This is a genomic window from Arthrobacter monumenti (genome assembly GCF_054511255.1).
In genome coordinates, this window is record NZ_JBTNCY010000003.1 from 341,513 (window position 1) to 359,017 (window position 17,505).

General features: G+C 63.2%; 14 protein-coding genes. 6 read left to right on the forward strand and 8 right to left on the reverse strand.

Annotated elements, in window-relative coordinates:
- Positions 1-807 carry an HAD-IIA family hydrolase gene (locus ACX80B_RS06400; RefSeq protein ID WP_459294215.1) on the reverse strand — a complete coding sequence of 269 codons (807 nt, stop codon included), beginning with the start codon at positions 805-807 and terminating at the stop codon, positions 1-3.
- A 94-nt stretch (positions 808-901) separates the two neighbouring features.
- Here ACX80B_RS06400 and ACX80B_RS06405 point away from each other — a divergent pair, with 94 nt between their 5' ends.
- From ACX80B_RS06405 to ACX80B_RS06415, 3 genes are all read left to right on the forward strand, one after another.
- Entirely contained in the window at positions 902-1,537 is a 636-nt protein-coding gene (locus ACX80B_RS06405) for a TrmH family RNA methyltransferase (RefSeq protein WP_459294328.1), read from the forward strand.
- Positions 1,538-1,636: 99 nt separating this feature from the next.
- The gene (fbaA, locus tag ACX80B_RS06410) at positions 1,637-2,656 is read left to right on the forward strand and encodes a class II fructose-bisphosphate aldolase (RefSeq protein ID WP_459294217.1); all 1,020 of its coding nucleotides are present in this window, start codon (positions 1,637-1,639) and stop codon (positions 2,654-2,656) included.
- 11 nt (positions 2,657-2,667) lie between these two features.
- Complete coding sequence (locus tag ACX80B_RS06415) at positions 2,668-3,090, forward strand: DUF3151 domain-containing protein (RefSeq protein ID WP_459294219.1); 423 nt, start codon at positions 2,668-2,670, stop codon at positions 3,088-3,090.
- Here the strand turns inward: ACX80B_RS06415 and ACX80B_RS06420 are convergent.
- From ACX80B_RS06420 to ACX80B_RS06435, 4 genes are all read right to left on the reverse strand, one after another.
- Positions 3,079-4,362: a M20 family metallopeptidase gene (locus ACX80B_RS06420; protein ID WP_459294221.1), complete on the reverse strand. Its 1,284-nt coding sequence runs from the start codon at positions 4,360-4,362 to the stop codon at positions 3,079-3,081. The two genes, ACX80B_RS06415 and ACX80B_RS06420, sit on opposite strands and share 12 nt — an antisense overlap.
- Entirely contained in the window at positions 4,359-5,582 is a 1,224-nt protein-coding gene (locus ACX80B_RS06425; RefSeq protein ID WP_459294223.1) for an aminotransferase-like domain-containing protein, read from the reverse strand. Before ACX80B_RS06425 ends, ACX80B_RS06420 begins: the two co-directional genes overlap by 4 nt.
- Before the next feature lies 1 nt (position 5,583).
- On the reverse strand, positions 5,584-6,765 hold the full coding sequence (locus ACX80B_RS06430) for a M24 family metallopeptidase (RefSeq protein WP_459294225.1): 1,182 nt from the start codon (positions 6,763-6,765) through the stop codon (positions 5,584-5,586).
- Positions 6,766-6,847: 82 nt separating this feature from the next.
- A complete protein-coding gene (locus tag ACX80B_RS06435) occupies positions 6,848-9,865 on the reverse strand; it encodes an FAD-binding and (Fe-S)-binding domain-containing protein (RefSeq protein WP_459294227.1) in 3,018 nt (1,005 codons plus the stop codon).
- Positions 9,866-10,002: 137 nt separating this feature from the next.
- On the opposite strand from ACX80B_RS06435, the gene ACX80B_RS06440 reads away from it, so the two are divergent.
- The gene (locus ACX80B_RS06440; protein ID WP_459294229.1) at positions 10,003-10,980 is read left to right on the forward strand and encodes a D-2-hydroxyacid dehydrogenase; all 978 of its coding nucleotides are present in this window, start codon (positions 10,003-10,005) and stop codon (positions 10,978-10,980) included.
- Between the two features lie 82 nt (positions 10,981-11,062).
- Here ACX80B_RS06440 and ggt read toward each other — a convergent pair whose 3' ends face one another.
- Together ggt and ACX80B_RS06450 are read right to left on the reverse strand one after the other, a co-directional pair.
- On the reverse strand, positions 11,063-12,991 hold the full coding sequence (gene ggt / locus ACX80B_RS06445) for a gamma-glutamyltransferase (RefSeq protein ID WP_459294231.1): 1,929 nt from the start codon (positions 12,989-12,991) through the stop codon (positions 11,063-11,065).
- A 142-nt stretch (positions 12,992-13,133) separates the two neighbouring features.
- A complete protein-coding gene (locus tag ACX80B_RS06450; protein ID WP_459294233.1) occupies positions 13,134-13,742 on the reverse strand; it encodes a hypothetical protein in 609 nt (202 codons plus the stop codon).
- Between the two features lie 222 nt (positions 13,743-13,964).
- Between ACX80B_RS06450 and ACX80B_RS06455 the strand changes: the two genes are divergently transcribed.
- Positions 13,965-15,254, forward strand: a complete 1,290-nt coding sequence (locus tag ACX80B_RS06455; RefSeq protein ID WP_459294235.1) for an adenylosuccinate synthase — start codon at positions 13,965-13,967, stop codon at positions 15,252-15,254.
- A gap of 107 nt (positions 15,255-15,361) precedes the next feature.
- A complete protein-coding gene (locus ACX80B_RS06460; RefSeq protein WP_459294237.1) occupies positions 15,362-16,168 on the forward strand; it encodes a carbon-nitrogen hydrolase family protein in 807 nt (268 codons plus the stop codon).
- A gap of 6 nt (positions 16,169-16,174) precedes the next feature.
- On the opposite strand, the gene ACX80B_RS06465 is transcribed toward ACX80B_RS06460, so the two are convergent.
- Positions 16,175-17,482, reverse strand: a complete 1,308-nt coding sequence (locus tag ACX80B_RS06465) for a hypothetical protein (RefSeq protein ID WP_459294239.1) — start codon at positions 17,480-17,482, stop codon at positions 16,175-16,177.
- Between the last annotated feature and the right edge of the window lie 23 nt (positions 17,483-17,505).

Below are 17,505 nucleotides of genomic sequence, written 5' to 3' on the forward strand. Positions count from 1 at the left end.
CTAGACCTGCTCGATCAGTTCGGCCACTGACGGGACTACTTGATTCGGCCGGAACGGGAAGGCGTCGATGTCTTCCTTGCGGGTGATCCCGGTCAGCACCAGCACCGTATGAAGCCCCGCCTCCATGCCGGCGATAATGTCGGTATCCATCCGGTCGCCGACCATAGCCGTCGTTTCGGAGTGTGCATCGATCTGGTTCATCGCCGAGCGGAACATCATCGGATTGGGTTTGCCAACCACATAAGGCTCGCGCTTGGTGGCCGTAGTGATCAGGGCCGCGATTGCTCCGGTCGCAGGCAACGGACCATCCTTCGAAGGGCCGGTCGCGTCCGGATTCGTCGCGATGAAACGGGCACCGTCGATGATCAGCCGGATGGCCTTCGTGATGGCTTCGAACGAATAGGTGCGTGTTTCGCCGAGCACAACATAGTCGGGGTTCTGGTCGGTGAGGACGAAGCCGGCCTCATGCAGCGCCGTCGTCAATCCTGCTTCACCGATGACATAGGCGCGTCCGCCGGGGAGCTGGTTTTTCAGGAACTGGGCGGTGGCGAGGGCCGAGGTCCAGATATTCTCCTCCGGCACGTCGAGTCCTGAGCCCTTCAAGCGGGCGCGCAGGTCGCGTGGGGTGTAGATCGAGTTGTTGGTCAGCACCAGGAACCGCTTGGACGTGTCAACCCACCGCTGGATAAGTTCGGAGGCCCCCTCGATCGCCTGGTTCTCGTGCACCAGGACGCCATCCATATCCGTCAGCCAGCACTCAATGTGCTCGTTTTCCCGCATCGTGGTCCCTTCGCTAGGTATGGACATCAGCTCAAGTCTTGCACCTTAGGGTTAAAGCGTGAAAGAGAACGACGGCGGCGCACCCGCCACAACCGCATCTTACCCACCGGAGGCGTCTGGCTTGACTATCCGGGCCGCGCCGGCCCTGACTGTCGGCGTCGGACCATGGCAGGGTCATTGGCCGGAAGAGGAGCATTACGACGCCGAGTTGTTGGCCAACGGGGATACCCGCAACGTCGTGGACGAATACCGCTACTGGAAGCATGACGCGATCGTCGCCGACCTGGATTCGAAGCGGCACAACTTCCATGTCGCCATCGAAAACTGGCAGCATGACCTCAATATCGGATCCGTCGTCCGGACGGCCAATGCGTTCATGGCCAAGGAAGTGCACATTATTGGACGACGCCGGTGGAACCGCCGGGGCGCGATGGTCACCGACCGCTATCAGCATGTGCGGCACCACCCGACGGTTGAAGAGTTCGTCGAATGGGCCGCCGGTGAGGGCCTGCGGGTTGTGGGGATCGACAATTTTCCGGACTCGGTGCCGCTGGAAAGCTACGATCTGCCGGAGAACTGCGTGCTGGTGTTCGGGCAGGAAGGCCCGGGGCTGACGCCGGCGATTCATGAAGCGGCGGATGCCACGCTTTCCATCGCACAGTTCGGCTCCACCCGATCGATGAATGCCTCTGCGGCCGCGGCGATTGCGATGCATGCCTGGGTCAGGCGGAATGTGTTTGGACAGCTGGTGTCCTGATGTGGCGGTGAGCTTCACACAGTCTGAATAACGGGCAGGACTCGTTAGGATGGAGTCAGCCCCTGCTATATCTCCATCTTCAAGTTACGAGGAGTTCGTATGCCCATCGCGACACCAGAGATTTACACCGAGATGATCGACCGCGCGAAGGAGAGCAAATTCGCGTACCCCGCGGTCAACGTCACGTCCTCCCAGACGCTGAACGCTGCCCTGCAGGGTTTCGCTGACGCCGGTTCGGACGGCATCATCCAGGTTTCCACCGGCGGTGCTGCCTACTGGTCCGGGTCCTCCGTCAAGGATATGGTCGCCGGGTCCCTCGGCTTCGCCGCTTTCGCCCGCGAGGTCGCCAAGAAGTACGACGTCAATGTAGCCCTGCACACCGACCACTGCCCGCAGGACAAACTCGACGGTTTCGTGATTCCGCTGCTGGAGGCCTCCGAGGCGGCCGTGAAGCGCGGCGAGGACCCGATCTTCAACTCGCACATGTGGGACGGTTCGGCCGAAACGGTGGAGGAGAACCTGCGGATCGCCGAGGATCTGCTGGCCCGCACCGCTGCGGCCAAGATGATCCTCGAGGTCGAGATCGGCACTGTCGGCGGCGAGGAAGACGGCGTCGCCAACGAGATCAACGACAAGCTGTACACCACTGTCGATGACGGGCTGAAGACCATCGACGCGCTGGGCGCCGGCGACAAGGGCCGCTACATCACCGCGTTGACGTTCGGTAATGTGCACGGCGTCTACAAGCCGGGCAACGTCCGGCTTCGCCCGGAGATCCTGAAGGAGATTCAGGACGAGGTTGGCCGGAAGATCGGCAAGGAGCTTCCATTTGACCTGGTCTTCCACGGCGGATCCGGCTCCAGCCAGCAGGAAATCTCCGATGCGGTTTCCTACGGCGTGATCAAGATGAACATCGACACCGACACCCAGTACGCGTTCACCCGTCCGGTGGCCGGCCATATGCTCGCCAACTACGACGGCGTCCTGAAGGTCGACGGCGAGGTCGGCAACAAGAAGATGTACGACCCGCGCGTCTGGGGCGCTTCGGCCGAGAAGAGCATGGCTGCCCGCATCGTCGAAGCAGCCGAGTCACTCGGTTCCGCCGGCAAAAAGCTCTAGGAAGGACCTGTATGTCTGACATGCTGGGCAAGAATCTGTTGGACGGTCCGGAGCCCACGCTGCTTCCGGAGGAGCCCGACGTCGTCGCCCGCCTCGAAGCCGGCGACGAGGCCGTGGATCTGGCGGCCAAGTACCCCAAGTCGTCTTTGGTGTGGGCCATCCTGGCCGATGAAGCCTACAACGAGGGAAGCACCATCGAGTCCTACGCGTACGCCCGCGTTGGCTACCACCGCGGGCTTGATGCCTTGCGCGGTGCCGGCTGGCGCGGCCATGGGCCGGTACCGTACACGCACGAACCCAACCGTGGGTTCCTGCGGGCGCTGTATGCGCTGGGACGGGCCGCGGGTGCGATCAACGAGGCGGAGGAAGCCGAACGGATTGCGAAGTTCCTCAACGACTCCGATCCGAATGCATTGGCCGAACTAAGCGGGTAGCAGCAGCCGCATGCACATCAGCGCATAGGCGCGGGCCGCCGTCGTCAATTCATCAACTCCCACAGACTCATCCCGTTGGTGGGCTTGATCATTGAGGCCGCCGGGACCGAGGACGATGGTGTCGACGCCGAAGTGGCGGGCGATGAACCCGCCGTCGCAGGCTGCCGTCCAACCTCCCACTGGACTTTCCCCGCCACCCGCGTCAGCAATGGCGTTAACCGCCGTAGCGACGACGGCGCTGTCGGGGTCTGTCCGGAAACCGGGCATTTCCATGGTGACTTCGAGGTCGACGCTGATCCCGTCGGAATCGATTTCAGCGGCGCGGATCTGTTTCAGTAACGTTTCCGCGAGCTGCTGCGGATCCTCGCCCGGCATCAGGCGACGGTCGAGCGAAACGGAGCAGGTCCCAGCGACAATTGCCGTTCCATGTCCGCCTTCGATTCGGCCCACGTTCCAGGTTCCATAGCCCAACAAGGGATCGGGGTCCTGGGCCAGGCGTTCGCCGTCCCGGCGGATCAGTTCCAGGATTTTCGAGGCGGCGTCGATGGCGTTGCGGCCGTCGGCGGGCTTTCCGGAATGGGCCGGGATGCCGGTGACTGTCAGTTCGAGATAACTGTCTCCGCGGCAGCCGATCACGGTTTCAAGGTCAGTCGGCTCGGCCACGATGCAGGCGGAATACGACTGCGGGGCGATCTGACCAGACGGATTTCCCGCTGCCTGCCCGGCTTGTTGTCCCGCTGACTGTCCCGCTTGCAGTCCCGCCTGCTGTCCTGCTTGCTCGACGAAGGCACGGATGCCGAGGTCGAGATCCTCCTCGTCGACCGTGCATACCAGCTGGACCGGGCCGGACAGCCGGTTCCCCGCCCGTGCCAGGGCGGCCATGGCCAGAACGACGGCGGCAAGCCCGCCTTTCATGTCCGTCGAGCCGCGGCCATAGAGCCGTCCGGCATCGACTACCGGCTTGAACGGTTCGCGCGTCCATCCTTCACCGGCGGGAACAACGTCCGAGTGGCCCAGGAACATCACCGGCCCCGCTTCTCCACCCGGCAGGGTCGCCACCAGGTTGGGACGGCCGGGAGCGGCCTCGGAGACCGCCACTTCCAGCCCATACTGCTCACAGGCCCGGCGGAGGACTTCGACGGCGGACGCTTCCGTGCCGCCGGGATTCTCGCTGGGAGCGGCAATCAGGTCGGACGCGAGCTGGATGAGTTCCGTTTCGTCGATATATTCCAGTACCCGCTGTTCTGCCGGGGTCAACGTTTCGGGGCTCAACGGCCTGCCTTTCCTGCTGCGAGTTCCTTGTCCATCGCGTTCGCCAGGCGTTGCACGCCTTCATCAATTCGTTCCGGAGTGGACGAGGCAAAGCACAGCCGCAAAGCGTCGTCGAACTTTCCGGACGGCGACAAGGAGGGTCCCGGGATGAAGGCGACACCCTCGGCGAGCGCCGTTTCGAACAACGCCTTCGTTGAGATCTGCGCGTCCTCACCCTGCAGCGTGACCCAGAGGAAAAAGCCGCCTTCCGGATCGGTGCACCGGACCCGGTCACCGAGGTAACGCTGCAGGGCGTCCTGCATGGCGATTTTCCGTTCCCGGTACACCGAGCGCAGTTCGGTCAGGTGGTCGTCGAGGCCGCCGCGGCGGATGAACTCCGTGACGATGTGCTGGCTCGGTACGTTGGTGCAGGTGTCCATCGCCTGCTTGGCGTTGATAACCAGCTGGCGCAGTGACGGATCGGTGTTGACCCAGCCCACACGGAGGCCCGGGGCGAGGATTTTCGAGAATGTCCGCACCGAGAACAGCAGTGGATCCTCCGGGCTGATCGAGTGGAAACCGGGAATGTCCTCACCGGCGAAGCGCAGTAGCCCATACGGGTCGTCGTCGATGATGACCGAGTCCCACTCGTGGGCCAGTTCCAGCAGTCGTTCCCGTCGTGTCGCCGACATGGTGGTTCCGGACGGGTTCTGGAAATTGGGGATGACGTAGATGGCCTTCGGCTTCCGCCCAGCCTGCTTGATCAGGTCCGGCAGGGCTTCGACCACCATGCCGTCTTGGTCCATTGGCGCCTCGAGCAGTTCCGCGCCGTAGCTGAGCGCGGTGGCGCTGCCGTTCGTATAGGTGGGACTTTCGACCACGACGAGGTCGCCGGGATCGACGAAAATCTTGCAGGCCAGGTCCAGCCCTTGCATGCCGCCGGCGGTAATGGAGACCCGCTCGGCCGAGGTGGGCTCCGCCGTCGTCGATAAGTAACCGAGTAATTGTTCCAGCAGCTGAGGTTCACCCTCGGTGGCGCCGTAGGTGAAGGAGCTGTGATCCAGTTTGGTGCCGGCAATTTCGCGGAAGATCTCCATCGGAATCGCCTCATCCGCGGGGGCGCCCATGGCGAAACGGACAATATCGTGCTTCTGGGCGGCGAGCAGTGACGTGCTGGAGTCAATGACGGACCCCACAAGCTGGTCGGCGCGCCGTGCGAGGGGCAGGGTCTTCGGATTCATCTCAACTCCTAATCTGGGTCAGTCGGCGGGGGAAGCTGGTAAATGGTTCGACGCCGGTGGCAGAGACGCGGAAAGGTTCCGAGAGTTCATAGCCGTAACCCTTCATCCACATCCCGCCGATCAGGTGGAACGTCATATTTTCTTCGAGGACCGTGTCGTCTTCGGAGCGGATGCTGACGGTCCGCTCGCCCCAGTCCGGCGGGTAACCGAGGCCGATCGAGTAACCGAGCCGGGAGGGTTTTTCCAATCCGTGTGCCCAAAGGACGTTGTTCCAGATCCGCACCAAGTCGCGGATCGGCACGCCGGGTTGGATGGCGTCCATCACCGCGTTGATGCCTTCGTCGGCGGCTGAGGAAACCCGGACGAGCTCCTCGGACGGCTCGCCCAGGATCACGGACCGGGCCAGTGGCGTGTGGTACCGCTTGTACGCGCCGGCCAGTTCCAGGACGACGGCCTGCCCGGGCTCGAACCGGTCCTCCGTCCAGGTCAGGTGTGGCGCGTCCGATGCTTCGCCGGTGGGCATCATCGGGACAATCGCCGGGTAGTCTCCGCCGACGTCGGGTGTTCCTGCAATTTGTGCCTGACTGACGGCAGCAACGACGTCGCACTGGCGCGCGCCCACGCGGATGGTGTCCAGGGCGACGCTCATCGCTGCCGAGGCGACGACGGCGGCCTTTCGCATCAGCTCGATTTCGGCAGGGGATTTGATCAGCCGGACCCAGTTCACCAGCTCGAAGCAGTCCACGAAGTCCCACTCGGGAATCGCGTTCACCAGGGCCCGGTAGCCCTTAGGGGAGAGGAAGTGCGCATCCATTTCCAAGCCGATGTACCCGGACGCCGCAGGAGCAATGACGGCGCGCTCGCGGAGCATGAACGACACCCAGTCGAAGGGATGGAGGTGCGGGCGGTGAACGTACCGTTCCGGATAGCCGATGATGTTCTCCACCGGCAGCCAGGAGGTGCGGAAGCCGGGCCTGGCGTCCATCTCCCGGGCGAAGAAAATCATCTCTCCGACGGCGGGGACAAACAGGATCTGCGGCGTGTAGAAGGACCAGGCGTTGTAGCCGGTCAGGTAATTGATATTGGCTGGATCCGCGATCAGCAACGCGGATAACCCCTGCTCCGCCATCCGACGCCGGGTGGCCGCAAGCCGCTCAGCGTACTCTTCCGCCGAAAAGTCCACGGAAAACCTTCTCTCACTCGCCGGTCACAATACTCACGCTACGTCTGCCTTTACCGCCGTAACAAGGGTCGGTCCGGCTATGTCATTCCTCTGCTGGATGGCGGGCGCCGGAATTTCCGTCCAACAACTGCGCCAGGTGCAGGCCTTCGCGTCTTGGTTCGACCTGGTTGACCTGCATCAGGCAACTGAAACCGTCGGTCAGCACCGGAACATCGTCGGCCGTGGCGCGCAGGGCAGGAATCAACGCCTGTTCGGCCACCTGCATGCTGACGTCATAGTGCTCGGCCTCGAACCCGAAGTTGCCCGCGACGCCGCAGCACCCTGTCGCTTCGCGGACATCGCCGACGCCGAGGGCCCTCAGCGCCGAGCGCTGAGTGGCGTCGCCGAAGACCGAATACTCGTGGCAGTGCGTCTGGACGGTAACGGCGGCCGGAGCCTGTCCACCGCTCCATTGTGGCTTCCAGCCACCGGACGCCAGCTCGGAGACGGCGCCGGCGAAGCTGCTGATCCGTGCTGCAACCCGGTGGGCCGCCTCGGTCTGCACCAGTTTGGGTAGATCCTCCTTTAGAGCGGCCGCACAGCTGGGTTCGACGACGACGATGGGCCGGTCGGTGCCGTCGTCGAGCGTTTGGGCTGTCTTGGTGAGGATCTTCTTCGCCGTACCGAGCTGGCCGGTTGAAATCCAGGTCAGCGCACAGCAGGATTCCGCGTTGCACTGCACTGTCTTGCCGGCGCTCTGCAGCACCCGCTGGGCGGAACCGGCGACTTCCGGGCGGAATCCGCGCGTAAAGGTGTCGATGAAGAGCACGACGTCGGCTGGCATGGTGGCGGTGCCGTCAGAGCTTAGTGCCCGGCGCAGGGCTGCCGTCGTCGTGAATTTTGGCAGGGTCCGTTTGGTGGTGAGTCCGCCCAGCCGGGCCGCAACATTCTTCAACGGCGTGGCCAGCACCAGATTGACCAGTGGCGCTGTCCGGGTGGTGATTTTCAGCCACCACGGCAGCCAGCCGAGGGAGTAGTGCGACATCGGGCGGCGCTTGCCAGCGTAGTAGTGGTCATAGAACTCCGACTTATACGTGGCCATGTCGACGCCAACCGGGCAGTCCGTCGAGCAGGCCTTGCAGGAGAGGCAGAGGTCGAGGACTTCCCGGGCCTCCTCGGACTTCCATCCTTCACTGACAGTCTTCGCTCCCCGCACCATCTCCTGCAGCACGCGGGCACGGCCACGGGTCGAGTCCTTTTCGTCGCGGGTTGCGCGGTAGCTCGGGCACATCACGCCGCCGGATTCCGAGCGGCATTTGCCAATTCCGACGCAGCCCTGGACAGCGTGCACGAAGGAGTCCAGCTGACGTTTTTCCTTGCCGGCGCCGTCATTGAGCAGGGCCGCGTCTTGGCCGGACCGGCCGCTGGCCGCCATATCTGTTCCGGGCTGGACCACTTCTCCGTGTACCGGCCGCAGATCGAAACTGGTACGCCATTCCCGGTCCGGAACACCCTCCAGCCACAGGTTGTCCATCATGCTGTCCGGATTCACCAGCGTTCCGGGGTTGAGCACCCCGGCCGGATCCCAAATCTTCTTGAACCGGGCAAAGGCGGCCAGGATCCGGTCTGAGTACATCACCGGCAGCAGTTCCGAGCGCGCCCGGCCATCGCCGTGTTCGCCGGACAGCGAGCCGCCGTGCTTCACGACGAGTTTGGCTGCGGCGCGAACGAAGCTGGCCATGACATTGCGCCCGTGGTCGGTGCGCAAGTCGAAGGTGATCCGCACATGCGTGCAGCCGGCTCCGAAGTGCCCGTACAGCACGCCGTTGAGCTTGAACGAGTCCAGCAGGTCCTGGAAATCGGCCAGGTAGTCGGCCAGCCTTTCCGGCGCGACGGCGGCATCTTCCCAGCCGCCCCACGATTCCCCGCCGCTGTAGAGCCGGGTGGCCAGGCCGGCGCCATCCTCGCGGACGCGCCACAGCGACGCCCGTTCGGCGGTGTCCGGAACGGTCCTGCCTTCGATCAGGCGGCCGTTCTCCTTCAGCCGGGCCAACAGTTCCTCCGCCTGCGCCGCGACGTCACCGGCGTCGTCGCCGTCCAGGTCGACATACAGCCACGCTTTGCCTTCCGGCAGTCCCTGCACCGAATCCGGTCCCCGGCGGACCCGCATGGTTTTGACGATCGCCTCGTCGATGCCCTCAATCGCTGCAGGCTTGAATTCCAAGATCGTCATGACGTCCCTGGCAGCCGCCACGACGTCGTCGTACCCGAGGCTGACCAGCAGTGCGGCCTTGGGGGAGGGGACCAGTTTCACCTTGGCGGAAACCACGATGGCGCACGTCCCCTCGCTGCCCACCAGCGCCCTGGCAGCTGCGAAGTGGTTCTCCGGCAGCAGATGGGCGAGGTGATAACCCGAAACCTGACGCGGAATCTGTCCCAGCTCCAGCCTGAATTCCTTCAGATGGTCATGGGTCAGAATCTTCAGCTCGTCGGTAAGGGATTCGGCCCGCCGGACGGCCTCTTCATCCTGTGGGTCCGTGGCCGTCAGTCCACTCTCCGTGGCGGTCAGCCTGAGCCCATCGGCGGTGACCAGGTCCAGGCTGATGACATGGTCCGAGGTGCGTCCATACCGGACCGAGTGGTTCCCGCAGGCGTCGTTGGCGATGGATCCGCCCAGGGTGGCGCGGCTCTTGCTGGACGGATCCGGCGCGAACGTCAGGGCGCCGCCGGTGGCTTCCTGCAATTTGCGCTGCAGGGTGGAGAGCACGATCCCGGGTTGCACCTCAGCCGTGAGGTTTTCTTCATCGATGGCGGTAATGGCCGTCATATAGCGGGAAAAATCCAGCACAAGACCAGGGCCGACGGCGTTGCCCGCCATGGAAGTTCCCCCGCCCCGGCTGATCAGCGCAGTGCGGCTGCGGGTGCAGAACGCGGCGGTGGCCGCGACGTCGCCGGCATGGCGTGGAAACACCACTCCGAGTGGCCGAACGCGGTAGTTCGAGGCGTCATAGGAATACTCGGCCAGGCAGCGTGCGCTGGTGTCGACGTCGACTCCCGCCGCCTCAAGTTCGCTGAAAGTGCCGTCGGCGGTGATGCCGGGATTGGTCGTCAGTGATGCCATTGCCGCTATCGGGCCTGCCTTTCCGTATCCCCAGTCACAACCATTATGGGTACATCGTCTGTGCCGCCATGATGGATTGTCAACAATCCGCATTGACACTGTGGATACGCGTTCCTAGAGTCATGAAGGTGGCAGCCATGCAGAACAAACCGAAACTCGTCGTCCTCGGCGGCGCAGACCATCCCAAGCCCGCCGGTATGGATGAGATAGAGGCGCGCGCGGATGTGCATTACGCCGATGCGGACTCGCTGGCCGGGGTGATCGAGGGAGCCGATGCGCTGCTGCTGTGGGACTTCTTTTCCTCCGCGCTGAAGGACGCGTGGCCGCATGCGGACAAGCTGCGGTGGGTGCACGTCGCGGCGGCAGGCGTGGATGCAATCCTCTTCGACGAACTTGCCGCGTCCGACGTCGTGATCACCAATGCCCACGGCACCTTCGACCGGCCGATCGCCGAATACGTGCTGGCAGCGGTTTTCGCGCACAACAAGGACTTGTACCGCAGCCACGACCTGCAGCGAGGGCGCACCTGGCAGCACCGGGAAACGCGGCTGGTTGCAGGTTCAAAGGCCCTCGTGGTGGGTACCGGCGGGATTGGGCGTGAAACGGCACGGCTGCTCAGTTCGGCCGGAATTGAGGTGCGGGGAGTGGGCCGCACCGCGAGGGAGAACGACGACGACTTCGGAACCGTGGTCGCGAGTTCCGATCTTGTCGAGCATGTCGGCTGGGCGGACCACGTCGTCGTCATAGCTCCGCTGACAGAGCAGACGAGGAGCATGATCAACGCCGAAGTGCTCGCCGCCATGGACCCGTCGGCGCACCTGATCAATGTTGGCCGGGGTCAGCTGGTGGACGAGGCCGCCCTGATCGAAGCGTTGATGTCCGGTTCGATTGCCGCAGCCTCACTCGACGTCTTTGAAGAGGAACCGCTTCCCGAAGCAAACCCGCTGTGGGATCTTCCCTCGGTGCACGTCTCCGCTCACATGTCCGGGGACGTAATCGGTTGGCGGGAATCCTTAGGGGAGCAGTTCAAGGAAAACGCCATCCGGTGGCTCGACGGCGGCGAGCTCGCGAACGTCGTCGATAAGGAACGCGGGTACGTGTCGGGTTCCAAATAGCCGGGGCGGTAATTGCCGCTTGGGCCAGGCGCCCGGCCCAAGCGCCTGGGCCCAGTACCCCGCCACGACACGAACCTGCCGGCTACCGGTGCTCAGATTTGCTGTCTTTTGTCACACCGGTATCAACGCCGCCTTCCGGCATGGGGAAAATTTGAGTTGGGTGGACCACCAGGGCCGAGCCGCCGCCACGACGGGTCGGTTCGGAGACCGCGGTAAGCAGGCCGTTTGGACCGAACTCGATCGCGGTGGCCGCCCCGATCTCCGCGGCACTGGTGAACTGATCGCCGGAGGCCACCAGGTCGTGTCCGAAGGGTGCGAGCACGGCACCGTAGCGGTCGATGAACTCCGGCTCAGCTGTAACCTCGGGGGTATTCCGCTGTGACGCGCGGGGAGCGGCGATCGCCTCGGGAATCGTCATGCCACGGTCGATCCGGTTGAAAATCATCTGCGAGACCGTGGTGATGATCGTGGAGCCTCCCGGCGTTCCGAGGGCGAGGAAGGGCTTACCTTCCTCCAGCACCAGCGTCGGAGCCATCGACGAACGCGGCCGCTTCCCGCCCTCGATCCGGTTAGGATCGCCTGCTTCGAAGACCGTCGTGAAATCCGTGAGCTCGTTGTTCAGCAGGAAGCCGCGACCTGGAACCAGCATTCCCGATCCGCCGGTCTGTTCGATCGTCAGCGTGTACTCCACGACGTTGCCCCACCGGTCCGCGACGGTCAGATTCGTGGTGGACCGGTTCTCTGTGTCCTCGTCGAGAGAGCCGGAACGGTCAGGCGCGTCGCACACTCCGTCATAGTCGTCGACAGCGCCCGGTGCCACCGGTTTTTCGGCGGCGGTGTCTCCATCGATTGTGCAGGCACGTTCGTCGGCGAACTCTTGGGAAAGCAAATCATCGAGTGGAACCTCAACGAATGCAGCGTCACCGAGATAGGCGCCCCTGTCGGCGAACGCGAGTGCGCTGGCCTCCAGATAATGGTGCAGCGCCGCGCCGTCGTCCATTGAGCTGAGGTCGTAGGGTTCGAAGATATTGAGCGATTCGCCGACTGTTGAGCCGCCCGATGAGGACGGCGCCATCCCGTACACGTCGTAACCGCGGTACGAAACATGGGTTGGGTCCTGGATCAGGGCTTCATAGTCCGCCAGGTCGCTGGGTTTCATGAAGCCGGCGGGGACCGGCAGTTCGGTTGTTGGGCTCTTGGGCGGATTCTGTACCAGGTCGGCGATTTCATCGGCGATAGGGCCGGTGTAGAAGGCTTCCATTCCGGTCCGGCCGAGCATCCGGTACGTCTTCGCGAGTGCTTGGTTCTTGAACACCGATCCCACCTCGGGCGCGTGGCCGCCGGGCAGGAACAGTTTCGGCGTCGTCGTATACGCCTCAAACCGCTCCTGATTGTCCAGCGTCTGCTGGCGGAAGGTTTCGTCGACGACGAAGCCCCTGCTGGCCAGCTTGGCGGCAGGCTTGAGGGCCTCGGCCAGTGAGTACGTTCCCCACTGATCGAGGGCGGACTCCCAGGTCGCCGGCGTACCGGGCACGCCGACCGAGACGCCGCTCGTCACAAGCTCCGGGGTGAAATTGTATGGCTCACCGGTGGACGGATCGATGAACGCATCATCGGGCATAGCCATCGGTGCAGTTTCGCGCCCGTCGATGGTCTCCACCTCGCCGGACGATGCCTCGTAGTGGACGAAGTAGCCGCCACCGCCGAGACCCGCGCTGTACGGTTCGGTCACGCCCAGGGCTGCGGCCGTGGCCACCGCCGCGTCGGTCGCATTACCCCCGCGCTTGAGGACGTCGAGGCCGACCTTCGACGCCTCCGGATCGACCGAGGTGACTGCGCCGCCGTATCCGACACTCGTGGGGGTTTTGTCAGGATAGCGAGGATCGGCGTCGGCGGTACTGGTTCCCAGACCCATCACGGTACCGGCGATGATGATCGCACCTGCCCCGATACCGGCCACAGAGCGTCGCCCAAAACGTGCATGCTGGATAAGAGTTCTCGATTGTGCCATGGCTCCTCCGGAGTGATTCCCCCAACAATGACCCGCCTAGCCTTGATCTTGCACCGTAGTTCACTCTGGCGCAAGAGTTGGGACCAACACCAGCGGGACGCCAGGCCATAGTTCAGGACTCATGCAAGGACGTCCGCGGCGGCTAACGCCCACCGATAATGCTCGTGGCCACGGTGGCAAGCATCGGCCGGGAGGGGGTGGAGCCGAAACTGAAGCCAACCGGTGGCGCGACCGGCCGGAGCCCGCCAAGCGGCGCTCCTTCCCAACTTCCGGAGATTCCCGTGATCCGGTGCAAGTCCCGTACCCCGTAGTATTCCCGGAAGCCGTTACCGGCTGTTCCCGCCGTCCGCACGCCAGGCATCACCCTTGCGGCAAGAGGATCTACAAGCCGAAGCCAGGCAGGATGGGCGGCGATGCTTCCCGGAAGCAAGGAGAGTGCCCGGCCCAGCAGGAGTCGACCACCAATTTCGACGTCGAGCGACAGCGGCCCTGCCTGTAGATTTAGTTTCGGCTGGGAACGAACGACGGTCACCTCGGTGACTTGTATCCGATCGAACCGGTAGATCGTGTTGACGTAATCAGCGATGGCTTGGGTTGGAGCAAGCAGGACGCGCTCGCCATCGGCTTGTTGGAGCATTACGTCCGTGAAGGGCCCGAATGGCGACCGATTCCACAAGCCAATAACAACCCGGACTCCAGAATCTGAGCCCACGCCGGCGATCAGGCCGTCGAAGCGGTCCAAAGACTTCACCATCCAAGGCTAATTCCCAACGACGAACCCCACGTGCCGCCAGCTGTGACGTGCGACTCGAAACCGTGGCGCTGCTCCGGTAGACTTGGTTGGTAAGAGCCCCTTTTTCTCTTACAGAACGGAAGGTTGATACCGTCCGGGTAAGACTCGTAAGGGGCATTTTCGTGCCCTGCATCCGTGCAGGGCCCTTGGCGAAAGCCGCAGCAGAAGGCAGGAGTTTCCATGCCCGCGATTGTGATTGTCGGTGCCCAGTGGGGCGACGAAGGTAAGGGCAAAGCAACCGATCTACTCGGCGGCCGAGTCGACTACGTTGTAAAGCCAAACGGCGGCAATAACGCCGGGCACACCGTCGTCGTCGGCGGTGAGAAGTACGAGCTGAAACTCCTTCCCGCCGGCATCCTCAGCCCGAACGTGGTGCCGATCATCGGCAACGGTGTCGTCGTCAACCTTGAGGCCCTGTTCGAGGAAATCGACGGGCTTGACGCCCGTGGAGCTGACACCTCCCGGCTTCGGGTTTCGGCCAACGCGCACTTGGTCGCTCCCTTCCACCAGGTGATGGACAAGGTCACCGAGCGGTTCCTTGGCAAACGCGCGATTGGTACGACCGGCCGCGGCATCGGTCCGGCGTACATGGATAAGGTCGCCAGGCTGGGTATCCGGGCACAGGACCTCTACGACGAGTCGATCCTGCGCCAGAAGGTCGAGGGCTCACTCCGGCAAAAGAACGAGTTGTTGCTCAAGGTATACAACCGGCGCGACATCAGCGTCGACGAAATCGTTGAGTACTTCTTGAGCTTTGCCGAGCGGCTCAAACCCATGATCGTCGACTCTTCGCTGATGCTGAACCAGGCGCTGGACGAGGACAAAGTTGTGCTGCTCGAAGGGGGCCAGGCCACATTCCTCGACGTCGATCATGGCACCTACCCTTTCGTCACGTCATCGAACCCCACCTCCGGCGGCGCCTGCGTCGGCTCCGGCATTGGACCGACCAGGATCAGCAGAGTCGTTGGCATCGTGAAGGCCTACACGACCCGCGTAGGCGCCGGACCGTTCCCGACGGAACTGTTCGACGAGATGGGGGAGTACCTGCAGAAGACGGGTGGCGAGTTCGGTGTCAATACCGGCCGGCCACGCCGCTGCGGCTGGTATGACGCGGTTCTCGCGCGGTATGCCAGCCGGGTCAACGGGTTCACCGACTACTTCCTCACCAAACTTGATGTGCTTACCGGGCTCGACCGGATTCCGGTCTGCGTCGCTTACGACGTCGACGGCGTACGGCACGACGAAATGCCCATCACGCAGACCGATTTCCACCACGCCGAGCCGATCTTCGAGTACTTCGAAGGCTGGGCCGAGGACATTACCAAGGCCCGGACGTTTGAGGACTTGCCGGACAACGCGCAAGCCTATATCCGGGCGTTGGAGAAGTTGTCGGGTACACGGTTCTCTGCCATCGGCGTTGGCCCCGACCGCGAGCAAACGATTGTGCTGCACGACCTGATCACCGACTAACGGTTCCGGCAGTCCAGACTCTGTGAATGACGGCGCTCCTCGTGTCGGATGGACTCAACTTGTAGGCTTGAAGTCCAACAGAACGTCTGCAGTCAGAGGGGCCCGGCATGAAAGTCAGCGTTGGTCAGTTCAATCCGAGCGGGATTATGGACGAGAACCTCGCCACGATGCGCCGTCTCGCAGAGGAGGCCAAAGCCGACGGTGCGGGTCTGGTCATCTTCCCGGAGGAATCCATGTTCACTGTGGGTTTGGTTGAGGGGAGCTTCATAGCTGCTGTTGATGACAACTGGGCCCGGTTTGTCCAGCAACTCTCGTTTGTGGCGAGCGAAGTCCAGATCGCGATCGTGGCCGGCGGATATGAGTCCAGTGGCGAGGAGCGTCCCTACAATACGCTGGTTGTCGTTGACACCGAGGGGCGGATCGTTGATACCTACCGGAAGCTGCACCTTTACGATGCCTTCTCCTACCAGGAATCGAAGCGGATCAAGCCCGGGGACGGCGGCATCAAGACCGTCAACATTGGCGGCCTGAATGTCGGCGTCATGACCTGCTACGACATCAGGTTCCCGGAACTCGGACGAGCAATGGCGGATATGGACGTTGACCTCATTGCCGTAGCAGCAGCCTGGTTTAAGGGCGATCACAAAATCGAACACTGGGAGTCCATCCTCAAAGTCCGGGCCATCGAAAACACGGTATGGGTCGCGGCGGCCGGGACTTCCAGCGATCACTGCATCGGCCATTCGGTGATTCTTGATCCAATGGGCGTGCCACATGGATACCTCAACGACGAGACGGAAGGCGTCGTGACCGTTGATGTAACCAAGCGGCGCATCGACGAGGTCCGCGAATTCCTGCCGGTTTTGAAGAACCGCCGGTTGAAAAGCTCGCTGGACATCGTCGAGAGCCACTAACGGCGGTTACGCCCGCCGGCGCCAGGTGAGGATTCCGCACGAGAGTCCCAGGCCGAGTGCAATGACTCCGCCAGCCGCAAGAGCCCGGGCGCTGTAACCCGTTTCGGCCAAGTGCTGGCGTTCAACTGGCCGGGATGCCGGAGCTGGAGCTGCCGCCGGAGCCGGAGCAGCCGCCGGAGCCGGGGCGGAACTGGTCGGGACGGGCGCGTCTGCGGTGTAAGCGGGAGATTCTTCGCCGGAGGTCGCCGGTTCTATATCCACGACGGGTTGGATAACTTCAGCGACGCAGACCGTTTCATCCGGCAAACCATAGGCGGACGTAAACGACAATGTCCGTCCATCACCGGGGTAGTGCGCCACGGTCGTGTAGCATCCCGCCTCGGAAAACGGCCCGAAGCTGCCACTTTCGTGCGTCCCATTGGCGGCGGGAACTGTGGATGTGGCGTAGACCGGTGCTGTTTCAGGAACCTCTGCGCTCCGGTCCGGCCTCTGTTTCAACGGTCCATACATCGTTAGCTCAATGACTTCCCCGCCGCTGGAGGCCGTCGGAAAACCGGTTACGGTCACTTCATCGGTCACGACGTCACCGACCTTTGCCTCGTTACGGGACAGGTTCGTGCTGATATCCACCTGCCAGGGAACGAGTGTCGTCTCCTCGGCGATACCGAATTTTCCTTGCCAGGGTTGAATGAATGCGGAGGCGCTTTCCGGCTTCGTGTTTTGTGGGTTGATCGACTCCGTCCAGACGTAGTAGCCACTGCTTTCGAGTGTCAGCGACGGTGTCCTGTACTCACCGGGCCCGTTGACGCGTGTGGTCACCTTGCCGACTTCCGGAGTGCCAGCGGGTATGGTGTTGCTCGGTTGTGGCTTCGTGGGCAGCGGGCCCCACAGCGTGGAGGTGACTTCCACCGACAACGGCTCGCCTGTGGCGGGATGGTGCAGCCATCGGTCCAGCGGATTATCCGCGGTGTCCGCGACTCCAATCTGAAGCACGTCATGCAGTTGGCTTCCCGCTTCGGCCGTCTGTGCTGAGGTCCGGGTGGCCACAGTGGGCTGGAACGCCGGTAAGGCCGCCAGCGCGGCGGTGGCTTTCTGCGGTTCGAGTACGGCTGCCGTGAGCAGCCGCTGCGCGTCTGGCTGGTCGGGTTCAAGCCAACGGACACCGGCCGCCGGAGTGTCTGAAACGGTGACACGCAACTGTCCTTGGCCGAGGCTGGTGCGCTGCAGATCGATGAGCTTGGGTTTTGTGCCGCTGGTCCAACTGATGGAGCGGCGCCCGTCCTCAAAGGTGAATGCATTCGAAACGTCGGCCATAACGGTCAGACCGTCGACGGGTG

Excerpts from the sequence above, each read along its gene's own strand:
- ACX80B_RS06455 (WP_459294235.1), top strand. The coding sequence starts at position 13,965 with ATGCCCGCGATTGTGATTGTCGGTGCCCAGTGGGGCGACGAAGGTAAG.
- fbaA (WP_459294217.1), top strand. The coding sequence starts at position 1,637 with ATGCCCATCGCGACACCAGAGATTTACACCGAGATGATCGACCGCGCG.
- ACX80B_RS06460 (WP_459294237.1), top strand. The coding sequence starts at position 15,362 with ATGAAAGTCAGCGTTGGTCAGTTCAATCCGAGCGGGATTATGGACGAG.
- ACX80B_RS06465 (WP_459294239.1), bottom strand. The coding sequence starts at position 17,482 with ATGGCCGACGTTTCGAATGCATTCACCTTTGAGGACGGGCGCCGCTCC.
- ACX80B_RS06415 (WP_459294219.1), top strand. The coding sequence starts at position 2,668 with ATGTCTGACATGCTGGGCAAGAATCTGTTGGACGGTCCGGAGCCCACG.
- ACX80B_RS06425 (WP_459294223.1), bottom strand. The coding sequence starts at position 5,582 with ATGAATCCGAAGACCCTGCCCCTCGCACGGCGCGCCGACCAGCTTGTG.
- ggt (WP_459294231.1), bottom strand. The coding sequence starts at position 12,991 with ATGGCACAATCGAGAACTCTTATCCAGCATGCACGTTTTGGGCGACGC.
- ACX80B_RS06435 (WP_459294227.1), bottom strand. The coding sequence starts at position 9,865 with ATGGCATCACTGACGACCAATCCCGGCATCACCGCCGACGGCACTTTC.
- ACX80B_RS06440 (WP_459294229.1), top strand. The coding sequence starts at position 10,003 with ATGCAGAACAAACCGAAACTCGTCGTCCTCGGCGGCGCAGACCATCCC.
- ACX80B_RS06400 (WP_459294215.1), bottom strand. The coding sequence starts at position 807 with ATGTCCATACCTAGCGAAGGGACCACGATGCGGGAAAACGAGCACATT.